Origin of the sequence: Candidatus Terasakiella magnetica, assembly GCF_900093605.1 — a bacterium.
GTDB classification, from domain to species: Bacteria; Pseudomonadota; Alphaproteobacteria; order Rhodospirillales; family Terasakiellaceae; genus Terasakiella; species Terasakiella magnetica.
In genome coordinates, this window is record NZ_FLYE01000001.1 from 498,409 (window position 1) to 513,812 (window position 15,404).

14 protein-coding genes are annotated in these 15,404 nt (G+C 47.6%); 11 read left to right on the forward strand and 3 right to left on the reverse strand.

What is annotated here, in order from left to right; translation table 11 throughout:
- The first annotated feature begins 70 nt into the window (after window positions 1-70).
- The 8 genes from MTBPR1_RS02070 (at window position 71) to MTBPR1_RS02105 (ending at window position 8,745) form a co-directional block, all read left to right on the forward strand.
- On the forward strand, window positions 71-2,380 hold the full coding sequence (locus MTBPR1_RS02070) for a sensor histidine kinase NtrY-like (protein WP_069185869.1): 2,310 nt from the start codon (window positions 71-73) through the stop codon (window positions 2,378-2,380).
- Complete coding sequence (gene ntrX, locus MTBPR1_RS02075; protein ID WP_069185870.1) at window positions 2,370-3,755, forward strand: nitrogen assimilation response regulator NtrX; 1,386 nt, start codon at window positions 2,370-2,372, stop codon at window positions 3,753-3,755. Before MTBPR1_RS02070 ends, ntrX begins: the two co-directional genes overlap by 11 nt.
- 16 nt (window positions 3,756-3,771) lie before the next feature.
- Window positions 3,772-5,148 (forward strand): Trk system potassium transporter TrkA, encoded by a 1,377-nt coding sequence (gene trkA / locus MTBPR1_RS02080; RefSeq protein WP_069185871.1) that lies wholly within the window; start codon window positions 3,772-3,774, stop codon window positions 5,146-5,148.
- Window positions 5,149-5,151: 3 nt separating this feature from the next.
- A complete protein-coding gene (locus tag MTBPR1_RS02085) occupies window positions 5,152-6,000 on the forward strand; it encodes a D-amino-acid transaminase (protein ID WP_069185872.1) in 849 nt (282 codons plus the stop codon).
- A gap of 4 nt (window positions 6,001-6,004) precedes the next feature.
- Entirely contained in the window at window positions 6,005-6,652 is a 648-nt protein-coding gene (locus tag MTBPR1_RS02090; RefSeq protein ID WP_069185873.1) for an HAD family hydrolase, read from the forward strand.
- Window positions 6,653-6,749: 97 nt separating this feature from the next.
- On the forward strand, window positions 6,750-6,998 hold the full coding sequence (gene hfq / locus MTBPR1_RS02095) for an RNA chaperone Hfq (RefSeq protein ID WP_069185874.1): 249 nt from the start codon (window positions 6,750-6,752) through the stop codon (window positions 6,996-6,998).
- A gap of 41 nt (window positions 6,999-7,039) precedes the next feature.
- Window positions 7,040-8,422 (forward strand): GTPase HflX, encoded by a 1,383-nt coding sequence (gene hflX / locus MTBPR1_RS02100; RefSeq protein WP_069186077.1) that lies wholly within the window; start codon window positions 7,040-7,042, stop codon window positions 8,420-8,422.
- Between the two features lie 53 nt (window positions 8,423-8,475).
- Window positions 8,476-8,745 carry a hypothetical protein gene (locus tag MTBPR1_RS02105; RefSeq protein ID WP_069185875.1) on the forward strand — a complete coding sequence of 90 codons (270 nt, stop codon included), beginning with the start codon at window positions 8,476-8,478 and terminating at the stop codon, window positions 8,743-8,745.
- Between the two features lie 2 nt (window positions 8,746-8,747).
- Here the strand turns inward: MTBPR1_RS02105 and MTBPR1_RS02110 are convergent, their stop codons facing one another.
- Window positions 8,748-9,356 carry a class I SAM-dependent methyltransferase gene (locus MTBPR1_RS02110; RefSeq protein WP_165602592.1) on the reverse strand — a complete coding sequence of 203 codons (609 nt, stop codon included), beginning with the start codon at window positions 9,354-9,356 and terminating at the stop codon, window positions 8,748-8,750.
- Window positions 9,357-9,478: 122 nt separating this feature from the next.
- Between MTBPR1_RS02110 and MTBPR1_RS02115 the strand changes: the two genes are divergently transcribed.
- From MTBPR1_RS02115 to MTBPR1_RS02125, 3 genes are all read left to right on the forward strand, one after another.
- The gene (locus MTBPR1_RS02115) at window positions 9,479-10,303 is read left to right on the forward strand and encodes an inositol monophosphatase family protein (protein WP_069185877.1); all 825 of its coding nucleotides are present in this window, start codon (window positions 9,479-9,481) and stop codon (window positions 10,301-10,303) included.
- A complete protein-coding gene (recQ, locus tag MTBPR1_RS02120) occupies window positions 10,296-12,104 on the forward strand; it encodes a DNA helicase RecQ (protein ID WP_069185878.1) in 1,809 nt (602 codons plus the stop codon). The genes MTBPR1_RS02115 and recQ overlap by 8 nt, the downstream gene beginning before the upstream one ends.
- Before the next feature lie 67 nt (window positions 12,105-12,171).
- Window positions 12,172-13,056, forward strand: coding sequence for an NAD(P)-dependent oxidoreductase (locus tag MTBPR1_RS02125; protein WP_069185879.1), 885 nt, complete (start codon window positions 12,172-12,174; stop codon window positions 13,054-13,056).
- A gap of 108 nt (window positions 13,057-13,164) precedes the next feature.
- Here MTBPR1_RS02125 and mazG read toward each other — a convergent pair whose 3' ends face one another.
- Together mazG and MTBPR1_RS02135 are read right to left on the reverse strand one after the other, a co-directional pair.
- Complete coding sequence (gene mazG, locus MTBPR1_RS02130; RefSeq protein WP_276204525.1) at window positions 13,165-13,995, reverse strand: nucleoside triphosphate pyrophosphohydrolase; 831 nt, start codon at window positions 13,993-13,995, stop codon at window positions 13,165-13,167.
- A gap of 635 nt (window positions 13,996-14,630) precedes the next feature.
- Window positions 14,631-15,404: an MBL fold metallo-hydrolase gene (locus MTBPR1_RS02135; protein WP_069185880.1), complete on the reverse strand. Its 774-nt coding sequence runs from the start codon at window positions 15,402-15,404 to the stop codon at window positions 14,631-14,633.

A 15,404-nucleotide genomic window follows, 5' to 3' on the forward strand; every position in this document is an offset into this window, starting at 1 on the left:
CAACAACTATGTCTAAACTCCCATCATCTTGCATAAGCAAGTGTGGTGGGAGACCCTTTTTGGGGAACACATGTCTGTGTCATTACCTAAATCTAGTGCTGATCAAATAACCAAGATGCTCACGTGGTTTCGTCGTACGGGACTAGCGCGAAAAGCGTCTTTTTTACTGGTTGTTTCGACAATTTTTTCAGGTCTTGCGACATTCATCGCCATGACCAGTTCCGGTCCTGAAGGCTCAGACCCGGCGCTTATCCTCAATCTGCTATATCTTGATGCTATTCTCATGCTCCTTCTTGGGGCCATGATTGTGCGCCGTCTGGTTAATTTAAAAAGCCAACATTCACGCGGGGCAGCGGGATCAAAACTCCATACACGTCTGGTCTTGTTCTTCAGCTTGTTGGCTGTGACGCCTGCCATTCTGGTGGCGATTTTTGCCGGGCTTTATTTAAATTTGGGTATGCAATCGTGGTTTAGTGAACGGGTCTCAACTGCACTCAGCTCCTCCAAAACGGTTGCAAAAGCGTATCGTGCAGAACATGTGCGCTCCATTCAAATCGACGCCCTTGGCCTTGCCAACAGCCTAAATAGAAAAGCCCCACAACTTTCACGCTCACGTTATGCGCTTGAGCGCGAATTAAACCGGCTGGCCTTGGAAAAAAACCTTGTTGAAGCGGCACTCTTAGACGGGCAGGGGCGTGTTATCGCCCAGACAGCCTTAACCCTAAGCCTTGCCTTTGATAAAATTTCAAAAGAGACATTTGAAAAAGCCAATCAAAATGATGTGGTCAGTAGTTATGAGGCTAAAAATGACCGTGCGCGCGCCGTTGTAAAGCTTGAGCGCTATATTGATACCTATCTCTTTATCGGGCGCTTTATCCCGCCTGAAATCAGTGGCTCGATCAATCGGGTTGAGACCGCCTATAAACAATATTCAGAGCTGGAAAAACGCCGTGAAGGCATTCACATCAGCTTTATCATGATCTTCATGATCATTGCCTTGATGCTTTTACTGGCTGCTGCATGGCTGGGGATGATGTTTGCCAACCAGATGGTGCGCCCGCTTACAGACCTGATTGAGGCCAGTGAGCGTATCCGTAAAGGTGATTTGGCTGTGCGTGTAGACAAAGAACATAGTGCAGATGAAATCGGCCTTTTAGGGCGCGCCTTTAACCGCATGACCGAACAGCTTGAGGCCCAGCGCGAAAGCCTTGTTGAGGCCAACCGTGAACTGGCTGAGCGTCACCGTTTTACCGAAACTGTTCTTGATGGGGTTACAGCAGGGGTTATCGGGATTGACCCTGAAGGCTTTATCCATCTGCCTAACCGTTTTGCCAGCCTGTTCTTAAAGACCGAGATTAATGATCTCATCGGCAAGCCCTTGCGCGAAATTGTGCCTGAGCTGGAAGAACTTCTTTCTCAAGCCTCTCTTAAACCCAATCGCCCGGCCCAAGAAGAAGTCAAACTGTTACGTGATGGGCAGGTACGTATTATCAATGCCAATATTGCCGCAGAATGGGTTGATGATGACCTGATTGGTTATGTACTGACCTTTGATGATATTACCGAACTGCAAAGTGCCCAGCGCCGTGCAGCTTGGGCCAATGTGGCAAGACGCATTGCCCATGAGATTAAAAACCCGCTCACACCTATTCAGCTCTCAGCAGAGCGTTTGAAGCGGAAATATCTTAAAGACATTAAAAATGACCCAGAAACATTTTCAATGTGTACAGAGACCATCATTCGCCAAGTCGATGATATGCGCAATATGGTGGATGAGTTTTCTTCCTTTGCCAGAATGCCGCGTCCCGTCTTAAAAATGATCAGCATTAATGAGCTGTGCGGTGAAACCATCTTCTTGGAAAAGAACCGCACCGAAGCCATTAACTATGAGTTAGACCTGCCAGATACGGATATCGCCTTATTATGTGATCGCCAACAGGTTTCCCGCCTATTGACCAATCTGGTTAAAAATGCCGCAGAAGGTATTTTTACAAAGTTCAATTTGGATGGGGAAAGCCCAATCCCTGAAGGTATGGAAAGCCCCATTGGCACGGTGTCTCTCAAGCTGTTTGAAGCAGAAGGCGAGATTGTTATTACGATTGCAGATAATGGCGTTGGCTTCCCCCAAGATGAGCGTGAACGCCTAACTGACCCTTATGTAACAACGCGCACGAAAGGCACAGGCCTTGGCCTTGCCATTGTGAAAAAGATTATGGAAGAACACCAAGGCCAACTGGCCTTGAAAGACCGAGAAGGTGGCGGTGCTATTGTCGAGCTTCGCTTCCCAGAACTAGAAGAATATGGGCAACCCGCCCAAGAAGATAATAAAGAAGAAGATCCTATGAAAATGACAGTAAGGCTGGTGACAGATGGCGCATGATATCTTAATTGTCGATGATGAAGCCGATATCAGAATGCTCACTGCAGGCATTCTTGAAGATGAAGGCTATGAAACCCGCGAAGCCGGTGGTGATATCCAAGCCCTTGAAAGCGTAAAAACACGACGCCCCAGTCTTGTTTTGCTCGATATCTGGCTTCAAGGCAGCCGCCTTGATGGGCTAGGCATCTTAAAGGCGTTAAAAAAAGACCATCCCGATCTGCCCGTTGTGATGATGAGTGGTCACGGCACGATTGAAACTGCTGTCAAAGCGCTCCACGATGGCGCTTATGATTTTATTGAAAAGCCGTTCAAAACAGACCGCCTTTTAATGTCTGTTGAGCGTGCTTTAGAAACAGCAGATCTGCGCCGTGAAAATGCCGAGCTGAGATCACGCGGTGCAGTAGAAAGTCAACTGGTTGGCACCTCATCACGCCTTAACCAATTGCGCCAAGCTGTTGAAAAAGTTGCGACATCTAATAGTCGTGTGCTGATTAATGGGCCTGCGGGTAGCGGTAAAGAAGTTGCAGCACGTCACATGCACCTTCAGTCTAAACGCGCCAAGGGCCCCTTTGTTGTGTTAAATTGCGCAACCATGGAAGCAGACGTTGTGGAGAGCGAGCTCTTTGGCATTGAAGCTGATGGCAAGCCCGGTAAAGTCGGCTTTTTTGAACAAGCCCATAACGGCACCTTATTGCTCGATGAAGTCAGCGATATGCCCCAAGACACCCAAGGAAAAATCGTTCGCGTCTTGCAAGAACAACGCTTTCAACGTGTTGGAGGTAATGTTCCGGTCGAAGTTGACGTGCGCGTTGTGGCAGCCAGTTCAAAAGACTTAAGCCTTGAAATGGCAGAAGGGCGCTTTCGCGAAGATTTATTTTACCGTCTAAGTGTTGTCCCCATTGATATCCCCGCCTTAAATGAACACCGTGAAGATATTGCCCAACTGGCGCAATATTTCATGACAAAAACAGCCGAAGCTCTTGGTCATGCACCGCGAACCTTTAATGATGATGCGCTGGCTGCTATGCAAGCCTATGACTGGCCCGGTAATGTGCGTGAACTGCGAAATGTTGTTGAGCGGGTATTGATTATGGCACCGGGGGATGCAAGCCAGCCCATTAGTGCAGAAATGTTACCTCGCGAAGTCACCACACAGGATTCTGAATCCTTGAAATGGGATCAAGCCAGTGAAATCATGGGTCTGCCATTGCGCGATGCCCGTGAGATTTTCGAGCGTGAATATCTCAGCACCCAGATTAATCGATTTGGTGGCAATATCTCAAAAACGGCTAGTTTTGTCGGTATGGAACGTTCAGCCCTTCATCGTAAGCTCAAATCCCTGAGCCTCACGACAGAAGAAAAAGCAAAAGCTTAAAAGGAATTACAGACACATGAAGGTCATTATTTGTGGGGCAGGGCAAGTTGGCTCCAACATTGCCCACTATCTGGCGATGGAAGACAACGATGTAACCGTTGTGGACCAATCTCCGACCTTGATCGGCAAACTCACCGATACACTTGATTGTCGTGGTGTTGCAGGCCATGCCAGCCACCCTGATGTGCTTAAAGAAGCCGGGGCAGAAGATGCCGATATGTTAATCGCAGTAACTTATACCGATGAGATTAACATGGTTGCTGCTCAAGTGGCCCATTCGCTCTTTAATGTGCCGACAAAAATTGCCCGGATCCGCTCGCAAAGCTATCTCGCACCGGAATGGCAAAATCTCTACACCCGTGAAAACCTGCCCATCGATGTGATCATCTCACCGGAGATTGAGGTTGCACGCGCCGTTATGCGCCGCCTGACGGTACCCGGTGCAACTGATATGATCCCGCTGTGTGGGGGCAAGGTTCGCCTTGTGGGCGTGCGTTGTGAAGAAGATTGTCCCTTGGTTCACACCCCGCTTCGCCAACTGGCCCAGCTCTTTCCTGATCTCAACATCGTTGTGGTCGGTATGGTGCGTGACGGTAAATCCCTCATCCCAAGTGCGGATGATCAATTCCTGCCCGGTGATGAAGCCTTCTTTGTGGTGGATGAAGAACATATGGGCCGCGCGCTCACCGCCTTTGGCCATGATGAAACAGAAGCACGCCGCTTATTGATCTTTGGTGGCGGGAACATCGGCTTATTCCTCGCCCAACAGTTAGAGCGGGAATACCCTTGGGTAAATGCCAAAATCATTGAAAAAGATGAAACACGTGCCCGCCATATTGCCTCCCAACTGACCAAAACAACCGTGCTTTGCGGGGATGTTCGTGATCAAGAATTGCTAATGGAAGCAAACGTAACATCAGCAGAAACGATCGTATCAGTCACCGATGATGACGAGACAAACATCCTTGGCGCCTTACTGGCCAAGCGTATGGGCTCTCAACGTGCTGTAACGCTCATTAACAAGGCCTTGTATGAGCCGCTGCTCAATAACCTTGGCATTGATGTGGTGGTCAACCCGCGCAACATCACGGTTTCACAAATTCTACAACAGGTACGTCGTGGTCGTATTCACTCCGTTCACTCCTTGCGTGAAGGCTTTGGTGAGTTGATTGAAGCCGAAGCTTTAGAAACCTCTCCACTGGTGGGGGAACCGTTGCGTGATGTTAAAATGCCCGCAGGTGTTCTGCTGGGGGCAATTGTGCGCGATGGTCAGGTGATCAGCCCACGCGGTGGCACCATCGTTCGACCCAAAGACAGGATCGTGCTGTTTGCAGCCTCAGACTCTGTTCGTAAAGTTGAAAAAATGTTCTCCGTCCGGTTGGAGTTTTTCTAGACCATGTCACGCTATGCCTATGTTAATGGCTCTTACATTCATCATGAAGAGGCCTCCGTCCATATTGAAGATCGCGGCTTTCAGTTTGGCGATAGTATCTATGAGGTTGTTTACCTCCATAAAGGCCGCCTGATTGATCAAGACCCGCATCTAGACCGTATGGAACGCTCCTTAGGCGAGATTGGTATGGAAATGCCCATGTCGCGCGCTGCCATGAAACTCATCATTCAAGAAATGGTGCGAAAGAACCGTTTAAAAACGGGGCTGGTCTATATTCAAGTCACGCGCGGGTCTTCAACACGTGACTTTCCTTTTCCCAAAACCTATCGCCCCACAGTGGTGATGACGGCGCGGCGCATGCCTGTCTTTGACCCGAAAAAAGCCTTAAAAGCGATTAAAGTCAAAAGTGTAGAGGATATCCGCTGGGGGCGTTGCGATATCAAAACGACTCAATTACTGGCCGCTGCTTTTTCTAAACAAATTGCATTGGATGACGGTTTTGATGATGCATGGATGGTTGATCAAGAAGGCTTTGTTACAGAAGGTACGTCCAACAATGCATGGATCGTGACCAAAGAGGGCAAACTAAAAACCCGCAAAGCCGACCATGACATTTTAAACGGCATCACGCGCCAATGCATTATCCGCCTTGCCAAAAACAAAGGCATGGAGATTAGTGAAGAGGCTTTCACCATTGAAGAAGCCCTTAACGCCAAAGAAGCCTTTGTCACCAGTGCGAGTGCGTGCCTTAAGCCTGTTACGCAAATTAATGACCAAACCGTGGGTAATGGTGAGGTTGGGCTGATATCTAGCGAGATTGCCCAACTCTACGCCGACTTCCTTGAAGGATAAGAAAATGCAAAATCAAGCAAAACCCAAGGCCATCCTTTTTGATTGGGACAACACGTTGGTCAATACATGGCCTGCCATTCATGATGCCAATAATCATACCCTCGTCGCCATGGGCCATGAACCTTGGACCTTTGAAGAAACCCTTGAGAGGGTTCGCAAATCCATGCGTGATAGTTTCCCTGTTTTATTTGGCGATCGCTGGGAAGAAGCGGCTAAAATCTTTTATGCCCGATTCGAAGAATCGCATATTTCACAGCTTGCCCCCCATGAGGGGGCCGAAAACATGCTGAAAGCCTTACATACCAAGGGATATTACCTAGCTGTGGTCTCAAATAAGACCGGAAAGTACCTGCGTGAAGAGGCGAACCATCTGGGATGGAGTAAATATTTCAATAAGATACTGGGGGCAGGGGATGCTCAACTGGATAAGCCCAACCCCGCACCCGTAGACCTTGCCCTTGAAGGTAGCGGAATCCCTAGGGGTTCAGAGGTTTGGTTCGTGGGCGATACGGACGTAGATTTGGAGTGTGCGCACAACTCTGGATGCATAGGAGTATTGGTTCGCGACACACCTCCTACAAATGGAGAGTTTGACGAGTTCCCTCCTTCTTGGTATTTCAATAAGTGCATGGAGTTAGCTGCGGCTCTTTAATTTGAGACGTTTGGGAGACTGATCAAGCCGAAGAGAACTCTGTAAAAAACTAAACCATAAATGCCAACAATAAAGATAAATTAGGGGATATAGACCCATGGCTGCTGAAAAGTCCCAGAATGTGCAAGACGTATTTCTAAACCACATTCGTAAACAAAAAAATTCCGTCACCATCTTCTTGGTAAACGGTGTGAAACTACAAGGGATCGTAACTTGGTTCGATAACTTCTCTGTTTTGCTTCGCAGAGACGGCCACACACAACTGGTGTATAAGCATGCAATTTCAACAATCATGCCTTCTTCACCTGTGCAACTGTTTGATCCGTCTGGCGAAGACGAAGAATAAGAGTGTCAAACAGTAACCTCCCGCCCAAAGACCAACCCAAAATGGGCTGGAGCGAAAATAACGACCGTACACCTTGTCTGGTCGTTCACCCGCATCTTAAAAGCGAGCGCGGAAATTTGCGCTCGCCTCAAGCCCGTCTGGAAGAATGTGTCGGGCTTGCCCAAGCTATTCATGTGGATGTGGTCCATAGTGAAGTGGTTAATGTCTCCAAACCCAAACCAGCAACCTTGTTTGGTAAAGGGGTTGTTGAATTAATTGCCACCACCATTGGGCGCGCAGGCCTTGAAAAACACGAATGGCCTGAAAACACCATTGATCTTGCCATTGTGGATGCGGCACTAACCCCCATCCAACAACGCAACCTTGAAAAAGAATGGAACTGTAAGGTCATTGACCGCACAGGCCTTATTCTTGAAATTTTTGGTGAACGCGCGCGCACCTCTGAGGGCTCCCTTCAGGTTGAACTTGCGGCCCTGACCTATCAACGCTCCCGCTTGGTACGTTCATGGACCCACCTAGAGCGCCAACGCGGTGGCCTTGGTTTTATCGGTGGTCCCGGTGAGTCACAGATCGAGCTTGATCGCCGTCTCATTGATGAACGCATCGTGCGTCTTAAAAAAGACTTACAAGATGTAAAACGCACACGTGAGCTCCACCGCAAGGCAAGACGCAACACGCCTTATCCTATTGTCGCCTTGGTTGGTTATACAAACGCGGGAAAATCCACCCTGTTTAACCGCTTGACCCAAGCAACAGTCTTTGCTGAAGATTTACTTTTTGCAACGCTTGATCCGACCATGCGCTCTATTGAGCTGCCCTCGGGTCGCGATGTGATTATGTCTGATACGGTTGGCTTTATCTCCCAACTTCCCCACGAGCTGGTTGCAGCTTTTCATGCCACCTTGGAAGAGGTCCATGAAGCCGATGTGATCTTGCATGTGCGCGATGCCTCCCACCCTGATACGGAAGCCCAGCGATTAGATGTACTGGACGTTCTTAAAACATTGGGTGTGGAAGAAAAACTCGAAGAATGCCTGATTGAGGTCTACAACAAGGCAGACCTGATCGATGATGAAACGCTCAGCATACTTGAAAACCGTGTAACGCGCTCTAACGGTCGCGTCAGCACCGTCTCTGCCATCACAGGGCAGGGGTGTGAACAGCTTCTTGAAGATATCAACACACTACTGAGTTCACGTTTTCAAACCTTCGAACTCAAAGTTCCTTATAGTGACGGACAGCTTTTGAGCTGGCTTTATGAACATGGTGAAGTCACCGACCGTATTGAGGGTGAAGAAGATTTCAGCATTTCTGTAAAAATGAACGACATGAACGCCTCGCGCTTTAAACAAAAATACCCACAGTTTTTTGAGCCCGAAGAAGAAATTGAAGAGAAAAGTCCTTCTGGTTGGTCTCCGACCTAAATATACTTCTCCTGTCAAAACAGGTCCATCATGACAAGAAGAGGGCAAGACACATGGCGACAAAACAAGCTCAGGCACGCTGGCGCTCAAAACACCAACTGGTGAAAAAGCAGCTCAACGTCATGGCAAAGCGCCTCATCCATGAAGATTTGGAAGAAATGGCCAAAGACTTTGACCTTAAGGGCAAGGCCGAGGCTGTCACCTTTGCCACCTTCATTACCAAAGCCATGAAACAACAGGCCGAATATAACCCCGAGGCCAAACGCATTATGGACTTGCTGGAAACGGCCTATAAACGCGATCGCGACATTTATAGGCCTTAGAATTACGCCGGGCGAATTGTTGAATAAGCGTGATAGGTATCATCGCCTGCGGGAACTGAAAAATTGATGTCATACATTTTCACATCAACAAAACCTGTGCGATGTAACAGGCTGAGCCACCCGTTTTTAGTTAAGACACTATAATGATTTTGGTTGGTCTCATGGGCACATGCCGTTTCCGGGGCAGGGACCTCCATATAGAAAACCCCACCTACTTTTAAAAGCCGATGCATCTCACTTAAGGTGAAAAAAGGAAAAAGGCTATGTTCCAATACATGGCGACACCAGATCACATCGAAACTTTCATCAGGCACATCTGTAAAAGACATATCGGTTTCAATAATCTCAAAACCATTTTGACGACATTTCTCTGCTTCTTCGCCAAAGCCGATCCCGACTGGGTTTAGCCCAGCTTCTTTAAATAGGTTTAGAGCAAACCCATGACCACACCCCACATCCAAGATTTTTGCACCACTTGGAATATTATAATCCTGCATAAGCTTTGGAACCGTTTGGGTCATGATTGAGATGGCAGGCTCGCCAAAGGGTTCTGGATAAATATCCTTTAGTCGTTCATTTAAAAAATTATCTAAGCGCGTGTAATCTCGCATGATCCTATCCATCTCTTCTTTTTAAGTTATCAATTAACAGCATACGTCTATTCACAGAACTGTCAGGCATTATTTTCCACTTTCCCCATGACTCTCATAGCCCGACTTGCTAAAAGAGGCTCATGAAATTTGAGATTGACCATATCACCAAAATCATCTGCGACGTGGCGCAAGAAGAGATTATGCCGCGCTGGCAAAAGCTGGCTGAGGGCGACATTATGGAAAAATCTCCCGGTGATCTGGTCACCAAAGCTGATATCGAAGCCGAAATAAAACTAACCGCCCGCTTAAAAGATATTTTACCCGGCTCACAAGTTGTTGGTGAAGAAGCCGTCTCTAAAGACCCGTCAGTTCTCAACACATTAAACAGTGATGATCCCATCTGGATTATCGATCCTGTGGATGGCACGCGCAATTTTGCCAAGGGCGATAGTGTTTTTGGCTCTATGGTCGCACTTGTTAAGCGTGGGGAAATTTTGGCAAGCTGGATTCATGACCCTGCACGCAAACGCACCGCCATTGCCGAACTGGGCTCAGGCGCGACTTTGGCAGGCAAGCCCCTATGCGTACATAAATTCACATCCCTTGAAAATATGACGGTTTCCTTAAATGAAAACCATCAAAAATGGCTAAAAGAACGCGCAACAGAAGACCATGGACCGCTCCCGCGCATGGCTATTCGTTATGGTGCGGTTGCCCATGATTATATTTCATTAGCCGCTGGTGAATTTCACTGCGCGCAATATCGCCGCCTTCATGCCTGGGACCATGCGCCCGGTGTGTTGCTCCATCGCGAGGCGGGCGGTTTTGATAAAATGATCGGTTCCCAAAGCCCCTATGAGCCGAAAATATATAAAGAAGACTGCCTGTTGCTCACCCCAAATGAAGAAGTCTGGGAAGAAGCACGACGTTATTTAAACCCGGGTTCAGACAGCTATCATGTCTAAATCCCCCCAAGATGTTCTTAAACAGGTTTTTGGCTTTGATGCCTTTCGCGGTGTTCAACAAGAAGTCATTGAGCGCACGATTGAAGGCGGTGACTCACTTGTCCTTATGCCTACAGGCGGCGGGAAATCACTCTGTTATCAAATCCCTGCTGTATGTCGCAACGGCTGCGCCATTGTTATTTCCCCCCTGATTGCCTTGATGCAGGATCAGGTCACAAGTCTGTGCCAAGTTGGGGTGAAGGCAGCGACCTTAAATTCAACTGTGCCACTGGATCAAGCCCAAGAAATTGAACGTGCCATGCGCGCAGGTGAGCTTGATCTTGTCTATGTGGCACCGGAACGTTTGCAGACAGATCGTTTCTTTAATCTGCTCAGCCATTGTAATATTTCGCTCTTTGCCATTGATGAAGCCCATTGCGTTTCCCAATGGGGCCATGATTTCAGGCCGGAATATCGCCAGCTGGTCACGCTACATGATCATTTCCCTCATGTGCCGCGCATTGCCTTGACCGCAACAGCCGATGGCCCAACCCGAAACGATATTATTGAACGGTTGAATTTGGGCAATGGTGAAGTTTTCATCACCGGATTTGATCGCCCGAACATTCGTTACAATATCGTACCGAAAAAAAATGCCAAAACACAGCTGTTAAAATTCCTCAAAGAGTATGACGAAAAAGACAGCGGCATCATTTACTGCATGAGCCGTAAAAAAGTCGATGACACGGCAAGCTGGTTGCGCGACCAAGGCTATGATGCACTGTCTTATCATGCCGGAATGGATAAAAACATCCGCAGCCTCAACCAAGATAAGTTTGTGCGTGAAGAAGGTATGGTCATGGTGGCAACCGTTGCCTTTGGCATGGGGATTGATAAACCCGATGTACGTTTTGTCGCCCATATGGATGCGCCTAAAAGCCTTGAAGCCTATTATCAGGAAACCGGGCGCGCCGGGCGTGATGGTTTACCCTCCCAAGTCTGGATGGCCTATGGCCTGCAAGATGTGACCAAGTTGCGCCAGTTTACCGAAAGTTCCGGGCTGCCAGAGCGTCAAAAACATATCGAGCGTCAAAAACTTGATGCCTTGCTATCTTATTGCGAAACCCATCGCTGTCGCCGCCAAGTCCTTTTGGAATATTTCGGCGAGACCATGGCTGAACCTTGTGGCAATTGCGATACCTGCCTTAATCCAGTGGAAACATTTGATGGCACAGTGCCGGCCCAAAAAGTCCTTTCCTGCATTTATCGCACGGGTGAAACTTTTGGTGCAGGCCATGTCATTGATGTCTTGCTTGGCGAAGAAAATGACAAGATCACACGTTTTCGCCATGATCAAATCAGCACCTATGGCATCGGTAAAGAGCTTAAGCGCGATACATGGCGCTCCATCATTCGCCAACTTGTGGCCTTGGGCCTTGTGCGTATGGATATCGAAGGCTATGGCGGCTTGAAACTGGGCAGCGAGGTGCGCGGCGTTTTGCGTGGGGAGCAAACCGTTTTGATGCGCAAAGACCCGGATGGGCGCGGAGCTTCTAAAGCAAAACGTGCTGCAAAATCCTCAATCGTGCTGGAGCGCGAAGACGACAAAGCCCTATTTGAAGCCTTGCGCACCACCCGTCGCAGCCTTGCAGAAGAACAAGGCGTGCCGCCTTATGTGATTTTTGCTGATGCAACCCTGATTGAAATGGCAAAAAAGCGCCCGCTAAACAGCGATAGCTTCCTTGACCTTTCAGGGGTTGGGCAAACCAAGCTTGAGCGCTACGGCGCCACTTTTATCGACGTTATCAGCAACTTCGAATAAGCCTGACTACCCAGTATCGCGCATTGCGTCTGATGATCTTTAGATTATACTTCCTTCAAATTTAAAAATGACAGGAAGGTTTATCCAGATGAAAGTCGCATTTCTTGGTCTTGGCGTTATGGGATACCCCATGGCAGGTCACCTGCAAAAAGGCGGACATGACGTCACCGTTTACAATCGCACCACGGCAAAAGCTGAAAAATGGGCAAGGGAATTTGGTGGCTCATTTGCAAAAACGCCAAAAGAGGCCGCTGAGGGCGCACAAATCGTTTTTGCCTGCGTTGGTAACGATAACGACCTAAGAGACGTCTGTACGGGTGATAATGGCGCTTTTAGCTCTATGACAAAGGGTTCTATCTTTGTCGATCATACCACAACCTCTGCTGAAGTAGCCCGCGAGCTCAGCGCCACAGCCCTTGAGATGGGACTATCCTTCATGGATGCGCCTGTATCAGGTGGGCAAGCAGGGGCTGAAAACGGCATCCTCACCATCATGTGTGGTGGCACACAAGAAGACTTTGCAAAAACAGAACCCGTTCAACAATGTTATGCCCAAGCTGTGACCCTCATGGGGGATGTTGGGGCAGGCCAATTGACCAAGATGGTCAACCAGATCACATTTGTCGGTGCTGTGCAGGCAATCTCAGAAGGATTGGCCTTTGCAGAAAATGCCGGACTAGATGCCAAAAAAGTTGTTGATGTGATTTCAAAAGGCGCTGCCGGATCATGGCAACTTTCTAACCGCGGTCACACCATGGTGGATGATAAATTCGACTTCGGATTTGCCGTGGATTGGGTCAGAAAAGACCTCGGGTTTGCCCTTGATGAAGCACGTAAAAACGGGTCGGATTTACCTGTCACAGGGCTCATTGATCAATATTATAAAGAGGTTCAACGCATGGGGGGAGGGCGCTGGGATACGTCTTCTTTAATCAAGCTTTTGCGCGATTAACTCCGAGCCTGAACGAAATAGTTCCCCCGCGAAAGCGGGGGCCTCAAATTCACTTTAACAACTTAAATTTATTTACATTAATCAATAATTTAAAAGTTAAAGTTAAATTCATTTCTCATCTTTTTTAGCCGCCTGCCAGAAGCTTTCCATCTCCTCAAGCGTCGCTTGTGGCATCTCTTTTCCCGTAGAGCAAACACCTGTTTCCATCGCCTTAAAGCGCCGCTCAAACTTTGCATTACAAGAGCGCAAAGCACTGTCTGGATCAACATCTGCCCAGCGAGCTAAATTCACCACGGTAAAGAGCAGATCACCAATCTCATCCTTAATGCGATCCTGAGATAAATTAACCTCGCGAACCTCTTCTTCGACCTCGGCTAATTCCTCTCTAATCTTATCCAAAACACCATTTACATCCGGCCAATCAAAACCAACACGAACAGCACGTTTTTGAAGTTTCATCGCACGTGTCATAGAGGGCAAACCCGTTGAAACACCGTCCAGTGCAGAAGGGGGACTATCACCTTTTTGGGCCGCCTTTTCCTTGCGTTCCTGCTCTTTTAGCTTTTCCCAATGAACTGTTTGCTGATCGGCTGTTTCGATCAACTCATCCCCAAAAACATGTGGATGGCGACTAAGCATCTTATCCGCAATAGATTTAGCTACATCATTGAATTCAAATAGATTTTCATCTTTTGCCATTTGTGCATGAAAGACGACTTGCAACAAAAGATCACCAAGTTCTTCTTGAAGGTGAGGCCAATCAGCATGTTCAATCGCATCAGCAACCTCATAAGCTTCCTCAATCGTATGAGGCGCAATTGTTGCAAAAGTCTGTTCAATATCCCAAGGGCAGCCATTTTCAGGATCACGTAATTTCGCCATGATCACCAAAAGGCGAGAGATTTCACTGTCAAAAGAACCACTATCAAATTTCGTCACGTTTAAGGCTCCACAGGTTCAAAACTGAAAAATTATTGATGCGCACCATGCCTGAGAATTTCCTCTCAAGAAAGCCTGAAATGGAAAATTCACAGGCACAAACCCAGCAACCTTTGCCTAAGACAAAATAAGCTTAAGCATTTTTCAATGACTTTATTTGCACCTCAACTGCGAGGCGAAGGGCAAAGTTAAAGTAAATTCACAAAGAGGGCGAAACCTAGAGCAACCTGAAACCTCATCTTTCCCACCATATCTTTTGTCGCATAATATATATTATGCATCATTTAAATACATAATATTAATCAATGGCTTAGTTGGTATTAGTCGTCATATCAGGCATTCTTAAAGTGTTTCATTGTTATGGGAATTCTTTGTGTTTTTGAGCGTAAAAAATGGTTTAAGTTTTCTACCCTTGCGATTCTGCGGACTTAAAACACGGAGCTCTGAGCCCATGCCTATAGCTCAAATGCTACGTCGCTTTTCTTAGAGTGAACACAGAATACTTAGGTAAATTGATTCATTTATTTGAGCGCTTGCTGAAAATGAAAAACAACAAAAAAGGCCCCTTCTTCACCAAGGAGCCTAAATAGAATCACTTAATTGATTCTAGTGAAATCAGAGTCACAAATTTGATTCTAGAGCGTAATTTCCAGCCCGTCATAACATGGGCGTACATGATCAGGTAATTTCGCTGTGAGCGCGTTATAGTCCAAACCACTGCCTAAATGCGTCAAAAACGCACGCTGTGGCGCAATACGTTCAATCCACCTCAGTGCCTTATCCACATCTGCGTGGGTCGTGTGTGGCGTATCAATAAGCGTTCCAATCACCCAGACCTTGATCCCTTTTAAAAGCTCAAAGCTCTCCTCAGGCATATTTACGACGTCTGTGGAATATGCAAAATCACCAATGCGAAAACCAATGGTCTCACAATATCCATGATCCTGCACAATGGGCATCACTTCTGTTTCATTTACAGAAAACACCTGACCTGTTTGCACCACATGCGGCACAAGTACGGGCTTGTAAAAAACATCTGCGCCTTCTGCCAAGGGGTCCAGCACATAGCCAAAGCGCTGCGAGATATCATCCAGCGTTTCCTGGTTTAAATAGATGTCCAAGGCTTCATTTTGCTGCCTGTTGATACTACGCAAATCATCAATGCCATGAAGATGATCTGCATGACCATGTGTATAGAGAACCGCGTCCAAATGCCCATAATCAACGCTTAAAAGCTGCTGCCTGAGGTCTGGAGAGGTGTCCACTAGTAGAGACAGGGTATCATCCTGAACCAAGATAGATGGCCGTAAACGGCGGTTTTTGGGGTTTTCAGGATCACAAGCACCCCAATAAGGGCCAATCCCGGGTACACCGCCTGAGGGTCCGCATCCCAAGATCGTTATTTTCAT

What these genes read in the sequence shown, in the direction of transcription:
- trkA (WP_069185871.1), top strand. Translation starts at nt 3,772, where the DNA reads ATGAAGGTCATTATTTGTGGGGCAGGGCAAGTTGGCTCCAACATTGCC.
- hfq (WP_069185874.1), top strand. Translation starts at nt 6,750, where the DNA reads ATGGCTGCTGAAAAGTCCCAGAATGTGCAAGACGTATTTCTAAACCAC.
- MTBPR1_RS02085 (WP_069185872.1), top strand. Translation starts at nt 5,152, where the DNA reads ATGTCACGCTATGCCTATGTTAATGGCTCTTACATTCATCATGAAGAG.
- MTBPR1_RS02090 (WP_069185873.1), top strand. Translation starts at nt 6,005, where the DNA reads ATGCAAAATCAAGCAAAACCCAAGGCCATCCTTTTTGATTGGGACAAC.
- MTBPR1_RS02110 (WP_165602592.1), bottom strand. Translation starts at nt 9,356, where the DNA reads ATGCGAGATTACACGCGCTTAGATAATTTTTTAAATGAACGACTAAAG.
- hflX (WP_069186077.1), top strand. Translation starts at nt 7,040, where the DNA reads ATGGGCTGGAGCGAAAATAACGACCGTACACCTTGTCTGGTCGTTCAC.
- recQ (WP_069185878.1), top strand. Translation starts at nt 10,296, where the DNA reads ATGTCTAAATCCCCCCAAGATGTTCTTAAACAGGTTTTTGGCTTTGAT.
- MTBPR1_RS02125 (WP_069185879.1), top strand. Translation starts at nt 12,172, where the DNA reads ATGACAGGAAGGTTTATCCAGATGAAAGTCGCATTTCTTGGTCTTGGC.
- MTBPR1_RS02115 (WP_069185877.1), top strand. Translation starts at nt 9,479, where the DNA reads ATGAAATTTGAGATTGACCATATCACCAAAATCATCTGCGACGTGGCG.
- ntrX (WP_069185870.1), top strand. Translation starts at nt 2,370, where the DNA reads ATGGCGCATGATATCTTAATTGTCGATGATGAAGCCGATATCAGAATG.
- MTBPR1_RS02105 (WP_069185875.1), top strand. Translation starts at nt 8,476, where the DNA reads ATGGCGACAAAACAAGCTCAGGCACGCTGGCGCTCAAAACACCAACTG.
- MTBPR1_RS02070 (WP_069185869.1), top strand. Translation starts at nt 71, where the DNA reads ATGTCTGTGTCATTACCTAAATCTAGTGCTGATCAAATAACCAAGATG.
- MTBPR1_RS02135 (WP_069185880.1), bottom strand. Translation starts at nt 15,404, where the DNA reads ATGAAAATAACGATCTTGGGATGCGGACCCTCAGGCGGTGTACCCGGG.